At 41.9% G+C, this 18,202-nt stretch carries 14 protein-coding genes; 5 read left to right on the top strand and 9 right to left on the bottom strand.

Annotated features, from left to right (window positions below):
- Positions 1 to 106 precede the first annotated feature (106 nt).
- The 3 genes from UYC_RS0114900 (at position 107) to UYC_RS0114890 (ending at position 3,023) form a co-directional block, all read left to right on the top strand.
- Positions 107 to 1,567, top strand: coding sequence for an RtcB family protein (locus UYC_RS0114900; RefSeq protein ID WP_016872811.1), 1,461 nt, complete (start codon positions 107 to 109; stop codon positions 1,565 to 1,567).
- Positions 1,568 to 1,641: 74 nt separating this feature from the next.
- Positions 1,642 to 2,526, top strand: a complete 885-nt coding sequence (locus tag UYC_RS0114895; protein WP_016872812.1) for a CobW family GTP-binding protein — start codon at positions 1,642 to 1,644, stop codon at positions 2,524 to 2,526.
- 65 nt (positions 2,527 to 2,591) lie between these two features.
- Positions 2,592 to 3,023 (top strand): archease, encoded by a 432-nt coding sequence (locus UYC_RS0114890; protein WP_016872813.1) that lies wholly within the window; start codon positions 2,592 to 2,594, stop codon positions 3,021 to 3,023.
- Between the two features lie 20 nt (positions 3,024 to 3,043).
- Here UYC_RS0114890 and UYC_RS0114885 read toward each other — a convergent pair whose 3' ends face one another.
- Positions 3,044 to 3,886: a class I SAM-dependent methyltransferase gene (locus UYC_RS0114885; RefSeq protein ID WP_016872814.1), complete on the bottom strand. Its 843-nt coding sequence runs from the start codon at positions 3,884 to 3,886 to the stop codon at positions 3,044 to 3,046.
- Positions 3,887 to 4,491: 605 nt separating this feature from the next.
- On the opposite strand from UYC_RS0114885, the gene UYC_RS0114880 reads away from it, so the two are divergent.
- On the top strand, positions 4,492 to 6,153 hold the full coding sequence (locus UYC_RS0114880; RefSeq protein WP_016879562.1) for a GAF domain-containing protein: 1,662 nt from the start codon (positions 4,492 to 4,494) through the stop codon (positions 6,151 to 6,153).
- 141 nt (positions 6,154 to 6,294) lie between these two features.
- Here UYC_RS0114880 and UYC_RS0114875 read toward each other — a convergent pair whose 3' ends face one another.
- From UYC_RS0114875 to purC, 7 genes are all read right to left on the bottom strand, one after another.
- Positions 6,295 to 7,800 (bottom strand): DNA cytosine methyltransferase, encoded by a 1,506-nt coding sequence (locus tag UYC_RS0114875; RefSeq protein WP_016872816.1) that lies wholly within the window; start codon positions 7,798 to 7,800, stop codon positions 6,295 to 6,297.
- A gap of 84 nt (positions 7,801 to 7,884) precedes the next feature.
- Positions 7,885 to 9,048 carry a lipid-A-disaccharide synthase gene (lpxB, locus tag UYC_RS0114870; protein ID WP_016872817.1) on the bottom strand — a complete coding sequence of 388 codons (1,164 nt, stop codon included), beginning with the start codon at positions 9,046 to 9,048 and terminating at the stop codon, positions 7,885 to 7,887.
- 197 nt (positions 9,049 to 9,245) lie between these two features.
- On the bottom strand, positions 9,246 to 10,067 hold the full coding sequence (gene lpxA / locus UYC_RS0114865) for an acyl-ACP--UDP-N-acetylglucosamine O-acyltransferase (RefSeq protein ID WP_016872818.1): 822 nt from the start codon (positions 10,065 to 10,067) through the stop codon (positions 9,246 to 9,248).
- A 233-nt stretch (positions 10,068 to 10,300) separates the two neighbouring features.
- Complete coding sequence (fabZ, locus tag UYC_RS0114860) at positions 10,301 to 10,831, bottom strand: 3-hydroxyacyl-ACP dehydratase FabZ (protein ID WP_016872819.1); 531 nt, start codon at positions 10,829 to 10,831, stop codon at positions 10,301 to 10,303.
- Between the two features lie 112 nt (positions 10,832 to 10,943).
- Positions 10,944 to 11,801, bottom strand: a complete 858-nt coding sequence (lpxC, locus tag UYC_RS0114855) for a UDP-3-O-acyl-N-acetylglucosamine deacetylase (protein WP_016872820.1) — start codon at positions 11,799 to 11,801, stop codon at positions 10,944 to 10,946.
- Between the two features lie 71 nt (positions 11,802 to 11,872).
- Positions 11,873 to 14,713 carry a BamA/TamA family outer membrane protein gene (locus UYC_RS0114850; protein ID WP_016872821.1) on the bottom strand — a complete coding sequence of 947 codons (2,841 nt, stop codon included), beginning with the start codon at positions 14,711 to 14,713 and terminating at the stop codon, positions 11,873 to 11,875.
- Positions 14,714 to 14,989: 276 nt separating this feature from the next.
- A complete protein-coding gene (gene purC / locus UYC_RS0114845) occupies positions 14,990 to 15,727 on the bottom strand; it encodes a phosphoribosylaminoimidazolesuccinocarboxamide synthase (protein WP_016872822.1) in 738 nt (245 codons plus the stop codon).
- Positions 15,728 to 16,115: 388 nt separating this feature from the next.
- On the opposite strand from purC, the gene UYC_RS0114840 reads away from it, so the two are divergent.
- Positions 16,116 to 16,388, top strand: coding sequence for a DUF7219 family protein (locus UYC_RS0114840; RefSeq protein ID WP_016872823.1), 273 nt, complete (start codon positions 16,116 to 16,118; stop codon positions 16,386 to 16,388).
- Between the two features lie 505 nt (positions 16,389 to 16,893).
- On the opposite strand, the gene UYC_RS0114835 is transcribed toward UYC_RS0114840, so the two are convergent.
- Positions 16,894 to 18,027, bottom strand: coding sequence for a glycosyltransferase family 4 protein (locus UYC_RS0114835; protein ID WP_016872824.1), 1,134 nt, complete (start codon positions 18,025 to 18,027; stop codon positions 16,894 to 16,896).
- Positions 18,028 to 18,202 lie beyond the last annotated feature (175 nt).

Below are 18,202 nucleotides of genomic sequence, written 5' to 3'. Positions count from 1 at the left end.
CCAGTTTCTAAGAACATTTTGAAACTCCCGCCACGAACCAATTGGATTTTGTGGCAGAAATTTTTTGCAGACAGCAAACACCCAATGCAGTGCGGGAGTAGGATATATGGCAATGATAGAAATTTTACAAAGAATTTCTGATACTATCTGGGAAATTCCAGTTTCCTACAAACAGGGAATGCGCGTTCCTGCTCGTATCTACGGAACAGAAAAGATTATTCAGGAATTAGACGAAGCAGTATACGATCAAGTGACAAATGTAGCTACACTGCCGGGGATAACTAAGTATGCTTTGTGTATGCCAGATGGACACTTTGGTTATGGTTTTCCTATTGGTGGTGTGGCAGCGATGGATGTAGAGCAAGGAGGCGTAATTTCTCCTGGCGGTATCGGTTTTGATATTAATTGCGGTATGCGCTTGGTAGTCACCAATCTGACTTACGATGAAGTAAAGCCCCACATAAAAAAGTTGGTAGATAGACTCTACGAAAGGGTTCCTGCTGGAGTAGGAAGCACCGGCTTTGTAAAACTTTCACGCCATGAGTTTCGCAAAGTGGTAGAAGAAGGTGCACAATGGTGTATTCGCAATGGCTACGGTTGGGAAGAAGACTTGCAGTTGATCGAAGAAAATGGGTGTATTGCAGGTGCTGACTCTGCAAAAATCAGTGAAAAGGCAATTGATCGAGGTGTCAATCAAATCGGTACTCTAGGATCTGGCAACCATTATCTAGAAATTCAAATTGCTCGCCCGGAAAATATTTTTGATCGGGAATTAGCCAAAAGTTTAGGAATTACTATCCCCAATCAAGTCGTTGTGATGTTCCACTGTGGTAGTAGAGGTTTTGGGCATCAAGTAGCTACTGATTACCTGCAAATTTTTCTAAAGGTAATGGAAAGTAAGTACGGCATTAAAATCCTGGATCGAGAACTAGCCTGTGCACCTTTCCACTCTCCTGAAGGGCAAGCCTATTTTGCTGCCATGAAATGCGGCATTAATATGTCGTTTGCTAATCGTCAAGTAATTCTGCATCGCATCCGAGAAGTATTTTCAGAGATTCTCAAAAAGTCGCCAGAAGATTTAGATATGCATATGGTCTATGATGTAGCCCATAACACTGCTAAATTAGAGCGTCACATTGTTGATGGTAAAGAGCGATCGCTCCTTGTTCATCGTAAAGGTGCTACTCGCGCTTTCGCCCCTGGTATGGAAGATTTGCCCAAACAGTATAAGAATATTGGGCAGCCGATAATTATTGGCGGCAGTATGGAAACTGGCTCTTATTTATTAGTGGGTGTCAACAGTGGTGAGCAAACTTTTTTCAGCACCGCTCATGGTAGCGGACGTACAATGAGTAGGGCAAAAGCACGAAAAATTTATCGTGGCGATAAACTCCAAAAAGAAATGGAAAGCCGGGGTATTTACGTTCGCAGTACCTCTTACTCAGGGTTGGCAGAAGAGGCTGGTGGTGCTTACAAAAATATCGATGATGTCATCGAAGCTGCTGAGTTAGCAGGAATTAGCAAACGGGTAGTAAAGTTGACACCGATTGGAAATATCAAAGGATAAGTAATCCTTGCTGAAATGCTTACACCAGAAGCTATGAAAAAGGTTTTTTCCCTACATCCACATCCTCTTTCAGTATGAAAATACGCACACCATTAACAGTAATTACCGGGCCGTTGGGAAGCGGTAAAACAACATTATTGCGTCATATTCTCGAAAAATTCCCCAAAAAAATTGCCATTTTAATGAACGAATTTGGTGAAATTGCTATTGATGCCAAAATCATTCAAGGTAAAAATGTCCAAATGGCAGATTTAGGCGGTGGTTGTGTTTGCTGTTCTTTACTGGGGGAATTTGAAGCCGCTGTTAATGAAATCATTGATACCGTCGATCCAGACAGGATTGTGGTAGAAACAACTGGAGTTGCAGAACCAGATGCTTTAGTTTTTGATATTCAAGAGAGTTTAACTAAAGTAAGGCTAGATGGGGTAATTACAGTCATCGATGCGGATGCAATGGTAAAATATCCGTCTTTAGGACACACAACTCGATTACAAATTGAAGCTGCAGACATTATTCTTTTGAATAAAACTGATTTGGTTTCTAAAAGCGAGTTGCTAGCTATCGAAAAAAAACTACTTGCCATTAATGAAATTGCTTCGATTGTTTATGCCGTAAGAGGACAGGTAGATCCAGAGCTATTGTTTGGCATAGGTAGAGAGCGAGTACAAGCACCACCACAACATATTCATCAGCCAGAGTTTGAATCGTTTAGCTATAAATCACCTGCTACTTTTAATCGCCAATGTTTTGAAGAATTTGTAAATAGTTTGCAAACAGATATCTATCGAGCCAAAGGATTTGTTCGTTTTCCTGAAGGTATTTATTTGTTTAATTTTGTATCTGGGCGTTGGGACTTAGAGCCATTTGTACAAGAGGCAACAGAACTAGTTTTTATTGGTAAAAATTTGAGTGAAATTAAAGTAGAAATTATTAACAAATTAAAATTATGTGAACAATAATTTATTAGATATTTGCTAAACTTATAACTTTTGACTCTTGAATTTTAAATTTTAACTGATTTATTATGCCCTACGAATTTCTTGAAGATATTGCCACTGCTGATATTGCCTTTCGAGCTACCGGAAAGGACTTAGCAGAGCTATTTAAGGCAGCTGGTGATGCCACAATCAATACTATGATTGAGAATTTAGACGCGATAGAACCCAAAGAAACGCGAAATATTAGCTTAGAAAATGACGCATTAGATTTATTACTCTTCAATTTTCTTCAAGAACTTATTTATTATAAAGACAGCGAACAAATATTGTTGCGAACAAAAGAAATTCAATTTGATGACAAAGATAGCAATCACTATCTTACTGCTGTACTTCAAGGAGAAAAACTAGACAGCGATCGCCATCATCAACGAGTAGATGTCAAAGCTGTGACTTTACATCTTTTTCAATTAGAAAAAACACAAGACGGTTGGATGAGTATGATTATTCTTGACATTTAGGAGCGGATTTAATCAGAAAATTAGGATGTTGAGATAGGTTTACTAGCTGTAACAAAAAAAATAGGCGCATCACACCAAGCTCCTTGTGTCGTAGTCGGTAATGCCTGAATTTCTGCTACGTACTCAGCCTTGCATTTTTCTAATTGATTAGGTGAAAGCTGAAATACTTGATAACCAAAAACATTTTTGGAGTTAATTACCCATAACTCTTCAGCAGTATGAGTATCAGGTATAAAGTACCAACCGAACTGCTCAGTTTGTACATTAATATCTTGAAAACCTGCCTCTTGTAAAAACTGATGGCATTTTTCAAGTTTACCTAGTGGTTCATTAGGATTAGGAATTTTAATGCCATACCTTGCAGCAACTTCTCGAAATATCCTCGATGGAGGAAATGCATTTTCTGACCAAGCATTAAAACCTACTATTCCATTTGATTTCAACAAGTTATACCACTGATATAAAACATTAGGAATATTAGTTAAATAACAGATGGCTAAAGAGCATAAAATAGCATCAAAATAGTTGTCGCTAAAGTTTAAATCATCTGCATCTGCTTCGATAAATTCAACATTCTGCAATCCAGACATTACAAGTTTTTGTTTAGCATTATTGAGCATTCCTGTGGAGATATCAACACCAATAACTTTACCAGAAGAACCAACTATTGTGACTGCATCCAGCGCAACTATACCTGTACCTGTTGCAACATCCAGTATTTTCTGACCTTTGCCCAGTTTGACAAGTGAAAGTAATTTCTTCGCTACAGGTGTGTAAAATTTACCTTGGTCGTAATTAGTTCTAGAATTAAAATCGGTAAGTAATTGCCGTTTGTATATTTGCTTTTCCGCTGCCTCAAGCATTATAAAACTCCTCTAAAATACCGCTTAAATAGCCCTGAAATTACGATCGGCTTGGCATGGTATTAAGCTCATAATACTGAAAATATTATGTAATCCCTATCATGCTATTTTGGACACCCAGTGGTGTTTTGGTGATAAACTGAATAATAAAAGATTTAAAAGTAAAACCTTAGTAAATTGAAAAACACTGTGGATAAACCCCAAATAGGCACTCAAATAAATTAAAAACAGCACTATGTCTGAATTTGTCAACTAAATTTGAAAAATTCAGTAACTTAAATAGTTATATTCTAACAAAATTATCAATTTATCAAGCAACTAGTCAGTCGAAATACAATGCAACTTGTTTCCCACAGCAATAAAAGCGGTTATTTAGCAATCAAATAATGGATATGATGCGTGAAGGTCAATCTCAATGAATCCAGCTTAAATGAAATGCATGATTTTATTGTGTAGCGTAGCTGCATAAACAAAACTCAATTCATCTTATCACCTTAAGGATTTTTGTAATTGCACTCATTGCTTAACCAGTTGAGAAGTTGATATTGAAAGAGCAACGGATATTTTTCCTCAATAATTTCTTGCAGCGCAACCAAATTTATTTTATGAGTGATTCTTATTCTCAAAAGCAAGCCAAACAAAACATAAATCAGCAACAGAGCTATTATCAAGATATAGAGAATCTAGATATATACACTTCGGAGCAGACAGAAATCTGGCTTCCAGAGTCTCCTCAACCACAAAAGCTGGAACAGCAGGCATGGAGGCTCAAGGCTAAAGCTATAGTTTGGGCGATCGCTCTCAGCGTATTACCTGTTTTAGCAGTTGGAACAGCCATCCACTATCACGGCACCCAGTTAATTACAAAGCAAATTCCTCAGCTTAAACAAGAGAGTGCACAAGGTTCAGCAGCAACCGAACTAGCCATTCACAGACAATTATCACTCTTGTTAACTGGAGCAGGAATTACAGCTGTTTTAGGAGGAGCGATCGCTGCTTTGATCGCTAATCGTGCTATTCGTCCAATTCAGAACGCAGCTGCAATCTCCACTACTATCATAAATAGACTACGTCCGGAGAGCGAGGAAAATCATAGTCTCATTGCCAGTAAAGATGAATTATTAATCTTAGAAACAAACATCAATTTAATCAAAGAACTGCTTTCAGGTTTGCTATGGGAACAAAAAGCTGAAGCAGAGTACTCTCAATTGTTAATCAAAATTAGTCGCTACATTCGGGAATCGTTCAATGAAGAAAATATCTTCAGAATTACTGTTGAAGAAGTTCGCGAAGCTTTAAATCTGGATCGTGTGGCTATATTTCGGTTTAATGCTAACTGGAATGGAACCTTTATCCAAGAATCAGTGACACCCGGCTTACCAAAAATTTTGTCAGTTACAGTCTCAAATCCAGGTTTTGAAGCAGGGTATATCGAACAATACCGTAATAGTTGCATCCGCGCGATCGACGATATTTATCAAGCCGACCTTACAGACTATCATATTCAGTTACTAGAGCAATTTGGTGTCAAGTCAAGTCTTGTGGCACCAATTCTTAAAGGTAAGCAACTATTCGGTTTATTGATTGCCCATCAGTGCTCCAGAACACGTTTTTGGCAGCAGTCTGAGATTAATTTGTTTGCTCAGATCGCCATGCAAGTCGGATTTGCTCTCGATTACGCCAGGCTCATAGAGCAGGCAGATACAAAAATCAATATAGCCCAAGTATTTATAGACACAACCCGTCGGATTCGGGCATCGCTCAACGAAGAAGATGTCCTCAAAAATACTGTTGAAGAAGTTCGTAAAGCACTCAGTACTGACCGAGTTATTGTCTATGGCTTTGATGCTAACTGGTACGGCACAGTCATTGCAGAATCAGTAGTTCCAGGTTTCCCCAAAGTATTGCGAGCCGAAATCAAAGATCCGTGCTTTGCTCAAGGCTATGTCGAAAAATATCAAGCTGGTCGAGTTCAAGCTACAAATAATATCTACGAAGCCGAGTTAACAGATTGTCACATTAATCAACTCGAATCCTTTGCTGTCAAAGCAAATTTAGTCGCACCGATTCTTAAAGACGAGCAGCTATTCGGTTTGTTAATTGCCCATCAGTGTTCTAGGGCGCGTGATTGGCAGCAGTCCGAGATAGATTTATTTGCCCAGATTGCCATGCAAGTTGGATTTGCTCTCGACCATGCTAGGCTTTTAGATCAATTTGAGCAGGAGTACCAATCTTCCAATAGAATTTTTGACTTATGGCAGGAGTGATCAAGCCAACAATAAACTGCCCAGTGTTGCATGAAAGTTGTATATAACTTTACAAATATTTGATTTTCTGGAATTCTTAGTTTTACACATCTTGATACTATCTTTCGCCAGTGGCTGAGGGAAACCACTGGCTTTTTATTGTTATTTTTCTACTTCCCAATAATTCCTGGCACCAGAAAATGTTAATCGTAATAACTGAGTATTCCCCAATTCCAGAAATTTTTGTGGGGCAAAAGGCACAATTTCCAAAGCTGTAATCAATTTTTCCCCTATGGCTTGTGCTAATAATGGTGGCACTGCATTTCCTACTTGTCGGAAACCATGCCACTTAGTTTGGTGAAATCTGAACCAATCCGGGAAGGAATGCAATCGTGCCGCTTCTCGAACAGAGATTACCCGTGCTAACACCGGATGAATTGGACGGGGAGATGTATGGCTACCACGGCTGTAGTCCGTACCAGCACGTAAAGTATGGCATAAACCATTAATATCCAGCCGTCGTAGGCGGCTAATTGCTTCTAATTCTCCAGGCAGGGTTTTTGCAAAGCGGATTTTAGAACTGTCTAGATGCTGAGTTTGCATCGAACTAGTTAGCAATTGAGGGTTCCACAAACGGGGGTAAGAAAAATTCTGTATGGGTGATTGGGGATTAGTGTCCAAGTACTGAGTCCCTAGTATCGAGTCCCCAATATTGGGGTGAAAGCGTAACATTTGCACATAAGGACTGGATTTTTCATTCAGACTTAGTAACTGCGATCGCGAAAGTAATACTTCATCGCTAGTTTTTAAGTCTGGGAAATCGTCTATATCCGGCAAGTCAGCTATTGCATCCCTGACAGTAGGGGCTGGGTATTGGGTACTAGGTATTAGGGAGTGGGAATGAGAAACCCTACTCCCAACTAGAAATAATCGTCGCCGCTTTTGAGGCACACCAAAATTTGCCGCATTCAAAATTTCTTTTTGTACGTGGTACCCTGCTGCTTCAAACTTACCAATCAGTTGTGACAGCAAATTTTTATGCTCTCCTGCTGTCATTCCCGGCACATTTTCCATCACAAAGTAACGGGGATGCAACTCTATTACCAAACGGTAAAAGTGAAAAATCAAATTATTGCGATCGTCATCTAAGTTTCTCTTACCCATGATTGAGAAACCTTGACAAGGAGGCCCGCCAAATACTAAATCTATTTGACCATCCCAACTTTCCGATGCGGAGAAACTTTCATTTAAACTCCCCTTGTCACCGTGTCTCCTTGTCTCCTTGTCGACGGACACTTTGCTCAACGGAGGGAACCTCCGCACGCAAGTGTCCTCCCCTTGTCTCCTTGTCCCCCAGTCCTCTGTCCCCGCCTCCTTTTCCCGGTGAGCAAACCAACTGCGGCCAGCTGCCCGTTGAATTATCTCACCTGTTACATTTGAGATATCCGCACACAATACCTGAGTGAGGGGAAAGTTGAAAGAGTAGGTACAAGCATGAATAGGGTCATATTCTACCGCTACTAAGACATCAAACCCGGCTTGTTCAATACCCAAAGAAAATCCACCAGCGCCAGCAAATAAATCCACTGCTACTGGACGCCGTACTTTTAGACTTTGGATTGCCGATTTTAACTCTACCAATGGTGGATTATTCTCTAAAAAACGCAAATAGACGCTGCAAATAGCGCCTTGGTTTTTAATTATTGACTTTAAGCTTAATCTAAAATTTCAAATCTACAATCTAAATACAATCTAAAAATTGGGAAGCATTTGCAAAATTTCTTGAGCAGCGCGATCGCATACTCCTAGTTCTCCTATACATTGCTGCATTTGTTGGTAATCTCCCTGAATTTCCTGTTTGCGTTCTTTGTTCAGCAAAAATTCCACTGCTGTTTGAACTATATTCTCTTTAGTCGCTTGTTCTTGAATAAATTCCGGCACGATTTGTTTCATCACCATCAAGTTTACTGGTGAAGCAAAGGGGAAAGAAATTTTAAGGATTTTCCTACCTACCCAGTAAGTGAAGGGATTGAGACGGTAAAGTACTACCTGCGGCACATTCAACAGGGCAAGCTCTAAATTTACAGTACCGCACTTAGTAATTGCCAAATCTGCCGCGGCAAGTACCTCTTGTTGCTGGCTAGAAACTACAGTAGCTCGTAAGCAGTACCGTTGTATCTCTTTTTCTATTTTCTCACGGTATATTTCCAGAGATAGCGGAATCCAGAAATGCACTAGAGGCAGTTTGGCTTGAATTTCTTGTGCCGCTTCAAACATCACTGGTAAGAGGTACTTGAGTTCTTGGTGACGAGAGGCAGGCAAAAGCGCTACAGCGATCGCATCATCTTCAATTCCCAACTTGGCACGCGCCGCATCTCGACTGGGAAAATTTTCCATTCTATCTACCAGTGGATGCCCTACCCAAGTAACATTCACACCCCTTTCTTTAAAGTAACGAGTTTCTTCAGGGAAAATAGCTAAGAGCTTATCGCTAACATTAGCAATTCGAGATGTATTCCCAAGATTGATAGAAGAAACCCACACTTGTGGAGCAATATAATATACAATCGGTATTTTTGGGAAATAGCGGCGAATGGAATTGCCTATACCTAAATTTGGCCCCATGTAGTCAATTAACACCACCAAATCTGGTGGATTTTGTTTGAGATAGGCGATCGCTCGCCGCTGAATTTGCAGAGTTGGCAACACAAAAGGTAGAGCTTCCAAAAGACCAAAAGAGCCAATTCCACTAGTATTTGCCAGTAAATTAGCTCCTGCTGCTGCCATTTTATCCCCACCCAGCGCGACAATTTCTATTTCCAACCCAGCGGCAAGCGCTTGTCGTTGCAGCGCGGTAACCAATAGCGATCCCTGTAAATCGCCGGATACTTCACCAGTACTGATAAATATTCGCATTTAAAAATAGGGATTAGGGATTAGGGACTAGGGACTAGGGACTAGGGACTAGGGACTAGGGATTAGGGACTAGGGACTAGGGATTAGGGACTAGGGATTAGGAATTATAAGGATTTCAGATTTATTCAAAATTCAATATTTCTAGCCTCTAGCCTCTAGCCTCTAGCCTCTAGCCCCTAATTTCTGGTCCCTTATTCTTAAGACTCATCACTGCTGTTGGCTGCTTTCCCTTTTCCGGGAATCAAGCCGCGTCTGCCCGGCATTTGAGAAAGTAGGAGAAAGCGACGCAAGTGTTGCAAATGTTCTCCATCTCCCAGGAGTTCCAGTTCTTCCAAAGCATCTTTAAAAGTGAGTTCAGAACGATAGAGAAAGCGAAAGGCTTTCTTGAGGTCTTGTAAATCAGCAGTGGAAAAACCAGCACGTTTGAGTCCCACAAGATTAAGTGTTCGCACTCGCGCCGGATTTCCTTCTACAGTCATAAAAGGTGGCACATCGCGGTCAATACGTGCCATACCTCCTACCATTGCGTGTCTGCCAATATGCACGAATTGATGAACGCCCAAAACTCCACTTAACCTAGCACGAGATTCTATGTGAACATGACCAGCAAGGGCGACCGAGTTAGCAATTACTACAGAGTCTTCTATGATGCAGTTATGCCCCACATGAGCATAAGCCATTAACAGGTTACCATTACCAATTCTCGTTTCTTCGCCTGTGCCGGTAGCTCGATTAATTGTGACGTATTCCCTAATCCGGTTATCATCGCCAATCTTAACCCAGCTAAATTCGCCATTGTACTTCAAATCTTGAGGTTCCATGCCAATCACGGCACCTGGAAAGATTTGATTTCGCGCCCCTATTTCTAGAGGCCCCTCTAGCACTGCATGAGCACCAATTGTGGTTTCGGAACCGACTTTTACATGCCCTCCAATCACAGCATAGGCACCGACTTGCACTGTAGGGTGGAGTTCCGCATTAGGATGAATTACAGCAGTTGGATGAATAAGCGTCTTCAAGGGTGCATCTCCAGAAGATTAAGAGTGCAAAGTATTTTCAAAATTTAGTAGCCGTAGACACCCGTAATACGACTTCCCGTTAGGGTAAGCGTCGGGTAGCAACATTAAGTGTGAGGGCGGCGAAAATTAACAGATTATACCATACTTGTTATGGCTTTTTGCTCTTACTGAGGCCTTGTTAAGTAGTCAGTAAAGGCACTTCACGGTTGTGCCTCTACTACAAGAAAAGATTTTTAGCTCACAAGAGAAAACATCAGTTCGCCTTCGGCAGCGAGCTGACCGTCTACTTCGGCCTTAGCTTGCATCTTTCCGAAACGACGTTGTTTCACCCACAACAGTTCCACGGTCATTACAAGTTGGTCTCCGGGAACAACCTGGCGGCGAAAGCGGACTTTGTCTATACCAGCAAAGAGAAAAAGCCCACCCTCTAATTCTGGCACTTGTGTCATTACGACACCGCCAACTTGTGCCATTGCTTCTACAATCAATACACCTGGCATAATTGGACGCCCTGGAAAATGACCTTGAAAATGAGGTTCGTTAACCGTGACGTTTTTAATTCCTACAGCTCGCTTCCCAGGTGTATAATCAATGATTCTATCTACCAGTGCAAAGGGGTAGCGGTGCGGTAGAATTTTCTGAATTTCTTCTGCTGACAGAATGGTTTTTGTTTCCGATTTGCTAGTAGCGGAATGATCTGACTGCTCCTGAGTAGGTGCTGGTGTAGGCAGATTGGTTGTGTTTACTTCAGTGACAGTTGACATTGACTGTATATTTAATTTCAGTGTTGATTTGGTTTGCAGGTAACTCTTTGAACGTAATGCTTAGTAAGTTATTGATTGTCAGTGATCAAAAAGTACCATTAACCGCGAACCACTAACTAGTCCCTTGTCGCAGATCCCAAATTTTCTGCGCTAGTTGAATATGTAAATTGTGGCTAGCTTTATATGCCAAGTAATGAGCGCAGGGTATTTTTCCTAATAAGCTCAAATCTCCTACTAAATCCAAAATTTTATGACGCACTGGTTCATTTGCAAATCTTAATGGTGGATTGAGCCAGCCTTGCGGCCCGCAAACTAGAGCATTTTCCAAGCTTCCACCTTTGATTAACCCGGATTTTTGTAGATATTCTATTTGATGCAGTAAACCAAATGTGCGGGCAGGGGCAATTTCAACGGCAAAACTAGCATGATTGGCAGAATCAGAAGTTGGTGACCAACTATACCATTGATTGCCAATAGCAGGCAGATCGAAGTCAATGCCATAGGTAAAGCGGGGTGCTGATGCAGGCAAAGCACACACGAAAGCATCATTCTCACGTACCCAAATTGGCTCGTTTATGGGTAGGTAGCTCTCTTGCTCTACGGTAGATTGTGAAACTAAGCCTACCTGAGCGATACTTTCTGCCCATATCTTTGCCGAACCGTCTAAAAGCGGTACTTCCGGGCCATTAATTTCGATCCGAGCATTATCCACACTCATACCAGCTAAACTTGCCAATAAATGTTCTACAGTCCGAACACTTGCCTCGCCTTTACCTAGCTGAGTAGAAAGAACCGTCTGACTTACCGCTGCTACTTGTGCTGGAATGATCGGAGTATCCGGTAAATCTACCCTGACAAAGTATCGTCCGCTGCCTGGCTCTGCTGGTAGTACTTGCACTTGGGTACTGATACCACTATGCAGTCCCACTCCTATATGGATGATTTCAGCTGCTAATGTATGTTGTTGCATATTGCCATGTATCTTGTATCATTAGTCATTTGTCTTATGCTAATGACAAATGACCGATGATAAATGACCAATTAAAATCTTTCACCAATACCAAAATTGATGCGGCTATCTCCTTCATCGTTAATACCGTAGTCAACACGAATTGGCCCTAGTGGAGACTGTACCCTCACGCCAATACCGTAGCCATAGCCAGTACCGTTTTTATCTAGCAACTCACCCGCTCTAGTCTCCGAGCCGAAGTCTGTGCCAACATCAAAAAATAGTGCGCCACTGACTACGGAGAACACTGGGAAACGATACTCAACGGAGGCTTGCGCGAAGCTACGAGAACTGCCTAATGCACCTTCTTCATAACCCCGGACAGAGTTACTACCACCCAAAGTAAATGCTTCGTAAGGAGGCAAGTCACCAAGTACAGTTCCTCCTTGAAGATTAAAAGCGATAGTTTGCGGCCCTTTGGCGAAATTCAAAAATCTGACGGGGAAATATTGACTGTAGCTGCCTCGCAATCTAGTCATAAAAATACTGCCCAGCCCTACTGGTACAGATTGATCTACTCCTAGACGGAAGAAAGAGCCACTTGTTGGTTGCAGTGGATTATTGCGGCGATCGCGTACTGCTCCGAGTTGTACCAGCAACAAATCATCTTGTCCTTCTCCAGATTGAGTTAAATCAAGACAATTGCTTGGATCTTGCTCACACGGCACTGTTACGTCTTCAAGCCTACCTCTTCTTCTCAAATCGCCATCGCGATCGCGGCTAGAAACTCTTTGATACTGCAAACCAGCTGAAGCTGTCCATTCTGCACGTTCGTAAGGATTTCTAGACAAGGGACGGCTAAAGGTTACACCACCACCTAAACGTAAAATACGGGGGCGATCGCCATCATCTCCCGGATCGTCAGGATCGTAGGTTTCTATATTTTCATCCGGGCCATCAAAAATCAACGAGATTGAGCGACGGCGAAAACCATTAATAGTATAGGAGGTTCGGTATGGATCGCCTGCTATCCAAGGATCTGTAAACCGGACATCGAACAGAAATTCTCGCTGTCCGATCTGTAATTCTGTTCCCAGTTTTTGGTTTCTGCCATTCAGGTTTTGCTCTTGATAACTAATGGTACCAAATAGTCCACTTGCAGAACTAATACCTGCCCCTGCTGCGATCGATCCAGTGTTGCGCTCAACCACATTCACCACTACATCTACCCTACTGGGGTCTGTGCCTGGATCGAGGGAAACATTCACATCTTCAAACAAACCTAGTCCAAATACCCGCTGCAAGTCTCTTTGCACGATGTTACGGTTGAAAACCGTTCCTGGTTTCAACTGTAATTCTCGTGTTATAATATAGGGTTGCGTTTTTCCTCGAATTGGTTCTCCCTTTTCGGTTGTCTCTTGCCCTTCTTTAGTGCGGAAGCGGACACGAATATCTTCTACAACCCCTTCTGCTACTTGTAAAGTGACAACCCCATTTTCCGTTACTTGCGGCGCTCCAACTACCTGCGCCAATACGTAGCCTTGATCTTGATAACGCTTGGTTAACTGCTTGATGCCTTCTTGGAGATCGCGTAAATTCAGAATTTGACCGTATTGATTGCGAAAGATTTCATCCACAGCCTTGGGATCTAATACTGAAGGAACGCCAGTACCGGGATTGGCTTGGATATTTACGTCACGCAAGACAGGGTTAGGTTGAACTATAAAGCTTACCCGTACTCCCAACGGTGTATCTTCTGGCACTGCTTGTACATTAGAGAAAAAGCCAGTTGAAAAGACGGCGTTAATATCCTCTTGCAGTTGCGATCGCGTTGTTGTTCGTCCTGGTTGGGTACGAATAGCTCGGTAAACTTCGTCTTCTAGTTGAGGTGGTAGCGCTTGCCCAGTTTGAGATCTCACCAGCACCTCCGACACTAGCACGCGGGGTTCTGTCTCGGTTTGTTCTTGATTCTGTTGATTTCCTGGAGTTGTTGGTAATCCAGGTTCAGCCCCAGGAGGAGTTGTATTTTGCTGATTAGGAGTTGGAGCGGGAGTTTGAAAAGGTGATTGTTGAGTGCCTGGAGTTGGGGCGGGAGTTTGAAAAGGAGATTGTTGAGTGCCTGGAGTTGGAGCGGGAGTTGGAGAAGGTGATTGTTGAGTTTCTGGAGTCGGGGCGGGAGTTTGAAAAGGAGATTGTTGAGTGCCTGGAGCTGGAGAAGCAGGATTTTGTGCAATGGTTTGATTTGTCCAGTTTGTGCCTATCCTCCTTGGTGTCGTCTTTAGTGCTGCTGCACCTGACAACATAGCTTGATTTGTCCAGTTTGTGCTTATACTCCTTGGTGACGTCTTCAGTGCTGCTGCACCTGATGGATTTGTTGATAGTTTAGCTGCTGTAGTTGTTTGGTTTAAGTTTTTAGGAGTTTGTGTAGTGGTTGGTAGCTGAGAAGTTGATGCTACTGCCTGGGAAGTTGTCTTCACCACTGATGCGGTTGGAAACACAGTACCAACTTCACGCTCCTGATTGTTTGTTGGTGGTGTATTTGCCTTAGATTGGGAAGTTTGAGAAATTTTTGTAGTCGTTGATATTGCAAAACTTGGTACAGATACTTGGGGAGTTGTCTTCAGTGCTGATGCTGTTGGAAATACAGCTTGCCCCTGAGTTTCTGCTAGAGTAACAACTGTTTTCTGTTGGGAATTTTGAGAAGTTTGTGCAGTTGTTGGGTTTGGTAAGATAGGCGCGATCGCCTCTGAAGTTCCTGCTAGCGCATCAGGTGCAGGGAATGAAGTGTCAACTTCCTGCTCGCGATCGGCGGTTGATGTAAAAACTTCTGCTGTTTCTTTTGAATTATTTGTGGTTTGTGCTTCTGCACTCAGCGAGCCGCTTAAAGGGGCTGCGATCGCCACCACTGTCATAAACACGGGAGATAAGCGCATTTTATTTTGATTCCTCTTCACGTCCACACACCATCAAAAGGCAATTAAACTTTCAGTTAAAAGTAAAAGTAAAAACATAATTATCACTTTCGCTTTTCTACTTTATCAGGCAAAATGCCGAAGGCAGAAGTGAAAGACGTTTGTTGTTTTTCTTTTACTCAAGCGACTGAGGATTGATGGGTGGTAAGACGCGACTCATCACTTCTATACAGTTGTTAGTTGTTTATTATTAGTTGTTTGTTCCAACCAACTACCAACAATCCTCCGTCGATTTTATTATTCCCTTTCTACTGCTTTTAACACTCGTCGCAGCACCTCCTGATAGGCATCTTCTACATTCCCTAAGTCACGGCGAAAGCGATCTTTATCCAGAACACGGCGATTGGGATCGTTTCCCGCAGCAATATCCCATAAACGGCAGGTATCCGGGCTAATTTCATCCGCCAGCAGCAGTTCTTGTTGTGAATTCAAACCAAATTCTAGTTTGAAGTCTACAAGGGTAATGTCGCACTGCTGGAAAAATTCCTTCAGAAATTCGTTGATTTGCAGTGCTAGATGGGTAATTTTGTTAACTTGTTCCACAGTAGCCAGCTCCATTAGGAACAGGCGATCGCGTGTTAGTAAAGGATCTCCTAATTGATCGTTTTTGTAATAAAACTCCACTAGGGGCTGTTTTAACACAGTTCCCAGAGCTAATCCCGTTTGCTGACAAAGACTACCGGCAGCAATATTTCTCACAACCACTTCTAGTGGCAAAATTTTCACTGCCTCAATCCGCATTTGATTGGGAGCAGGACTGTCAATAAAGTGGGTTTTTATGCCCCGTGCTTCCAATTCTTGAAATAATTTACTAGAAATACTACAGTTTATTGCTCCTTTTCCTTGGATACTGCCGCGTTTTTGTGCATTAAACGCTGTAGCATCATCTTTGAAAACAGCTAAAAATATTTGCGGGTCATCCGTAGGATAGATAATTTTGGCTTTGCCTTCGTATAATTTAGTGTGGGCAGACATAGTGGCAGGTAAAATTTTAGGCTGTGTGCAGCTTTTATGCGTTCAAGCTTAACCATTTTATCTTTTGTCGCTATTTATTATCACTAATCCCTGACACCGTAACTTTTGACAAAAGATATGGGTGCAGAAACACAAGCCTAATCCCTAAAGATAGCTGTTGGAACTTTTGGAATATTTTCTATTTGTATAAATAATTCTTTGTAAATTCAGGAAAATTACGTCACTGGGTATAAAAAAATAAATATTTTTCAGTGTTTCTCATGAAGCTAAACAGCACATACATGTAGGCACAATGTCTAGTAAATAAAATAAATTTCCAGAAACTAAACTTCTTTTCCAATCAGAACTAAGCTTGTAATAAAAAACCTCGCATTGTCAAAGTGAGAAGATGACAAACAAAGATAATTTTCTCTACCCTAAAGGTCGTTACTACGGTCAAGTCAAACCTGAGAACTTAGTGTTCAATGCTAATTTGCAAGAGTTTGCTCAAAAAGTAAGCTATATTTGCAATCTAGAAACTTCTGGTAAAATTCCTCCAGAAGAGGCCTACGAACAAATCAAGGCTCTTTGGAAAGATTTGAAAAGGAGTAAGAAGCAATTAGGAATTGGCGAAGATCCTTTCCGACCTGATGATAACACTGGGAGTAATGGTGAAAACTAGAGGAATCAAATAAACACGAGTCTAAGTTAGAAAATGTGTTTACCGTGTATGCTAAGATTCACTTTTAAGCCCAAGTTTTGAAATTGAGGCGAATGAAACAAGTTTGAAGTTAGTAAAATATATTTAAAGTAGCCAAAGTCTGTTACAGCAAAGGAGTTGTGCCAAACTCTTTTTTCGCTTCATAAATGTTGAGAGAGGCTCTGGTGCTCGTTACCAGGTTCAACCTGGTAAGCTGAAAAACATCTAGTTTGCATATTGACATGAGACTAAACTCTTGTGGGGTGGACATCTTGTCCGCCTATTTTATGTAAGTTAAACGCGGAACAGCTTACAATACCTTTGCCAAAATCCAACACCTTAGAAGGGTGTCGCTATACGTACCATAGCTGCCTCCGCAGCCTATAAGGATTTCAAGCCCACGGAGAGGAGCTACCCTTAGGGAAGCCGCCTACGGCGTCTTTGTTTGTTTAGCCCCAGGCTTCCAGCCTGTGGGCGTTTCAGAAAATTATGCCGCTTTCGGTAACGCAGAATAAATTATCTTTTGATAATAATCTTGTAATTGGCGAGTAGCAGCCGCCCACCCCCAACGTTCTGCTTCTTGGCGTGCATTTTGACGGATAATTTCTCGTTCTTGTTTCTCCTCTAACAGGCGAATTGCCGCTGCGATCGCGCCCTCATCACCAGCTTGTGGATCGAACAAGTATCCATTGACGCCATCTGTAACAATATCGGGAATCCCGCCAGAATGAGCTGCTACTACAGGGCAGCCAGCTGCCATTGCTTCTAGCAATACTAATCCCAGTGTTTCTGTACGAGAAGGAAAGACAAAAGCATCAGCGCTAGCAAATGCAGAAGCTAATTCTTTTCCAACCAAATATCCAACAAAATGAGTGTTTGTATCGGCAAAGTATTTTTCTAAGTTTGCCCTATGGGGACCATCTCCTACAAGTGCCAATCTTGCTTCAGGGATAGCTTCTAATATTGGTTTAATGCGCTCAATTTCTTTTTCAGCAGAAAGACGCCCAACATAAAGTAACAAAGGGCTATTTGGATGATTTTGCGACAGACGCGATCGCATTTGCTCGCAAGCTAAACTGGGATGAAATGTTTCTGTATCCACTCCCCGCTGCCACAAATTTACTCGTTCAATACCATGTGCTGTTAATTCCTCCATCATAGCTGTGGAGGTACATAGATTTAAAGCTGCTTGGTTGTGGGCAGATTTCAGTAGTTCCCACAACAATCCTTCTAGCATTCCCAAACCATAATGCTGTAAATATTGGGGCAGATGGGTATGATAAGACGCTACTAGCGGAATACCCAAAACTTTGCTATAAAATATACCTGCTAATCCCAGAACAGCAGGATTTACCACGTGTACAATATCTGGCTGAAACTTTTCCAAAGTATGACCAATTGCAGGGCGCGGTAATGCCATTTTTAACTCTGGATACAGTGGTAGTGGAAAACCAGAGACACCATATATTTGCGCTCCTTTATATTCAGTCATACCACCATCAGGACAAATTACCAGTACTTGGTCTCCCCTGCGTTGTAGGTGTTCAACGGTGTGGCGCAAGCGCGTGACGATGCCGTCAACCTTGGGCAGAAAGGTTTCGGTAAATAGAGCAATCCTCATAAAATACTATTGATTACAGGCAGAGCGTTTAGTTAATCCCAACTTCTGAGCAATTACACCATTAATTCCAGAGTAAATTTTCTGTTGGACTAGGAGCTATTGTGTGCAGTCATTTAGTCCTTCATGATCTTTACTGTCTTCAGAATAGCCGTTATTAGCTGCAAAATCACTAATA

The sequence above is a fragment of the Chlorogloeopsis fritschii PCC 6912 genome, assembly GCF_000317285.1.
Lineage (GTDB): Bacteria > Cyanobacteriota > Cyanobacteriia > Cyanobacteriales > Nostocaceae > Chlorogloeopsis > Chlorogloeopsis fritschii.
Note: the sequence above shows the minus strand (reverse complement) of the source record. Positions and strands in the feature narration are given on the sequence as shown.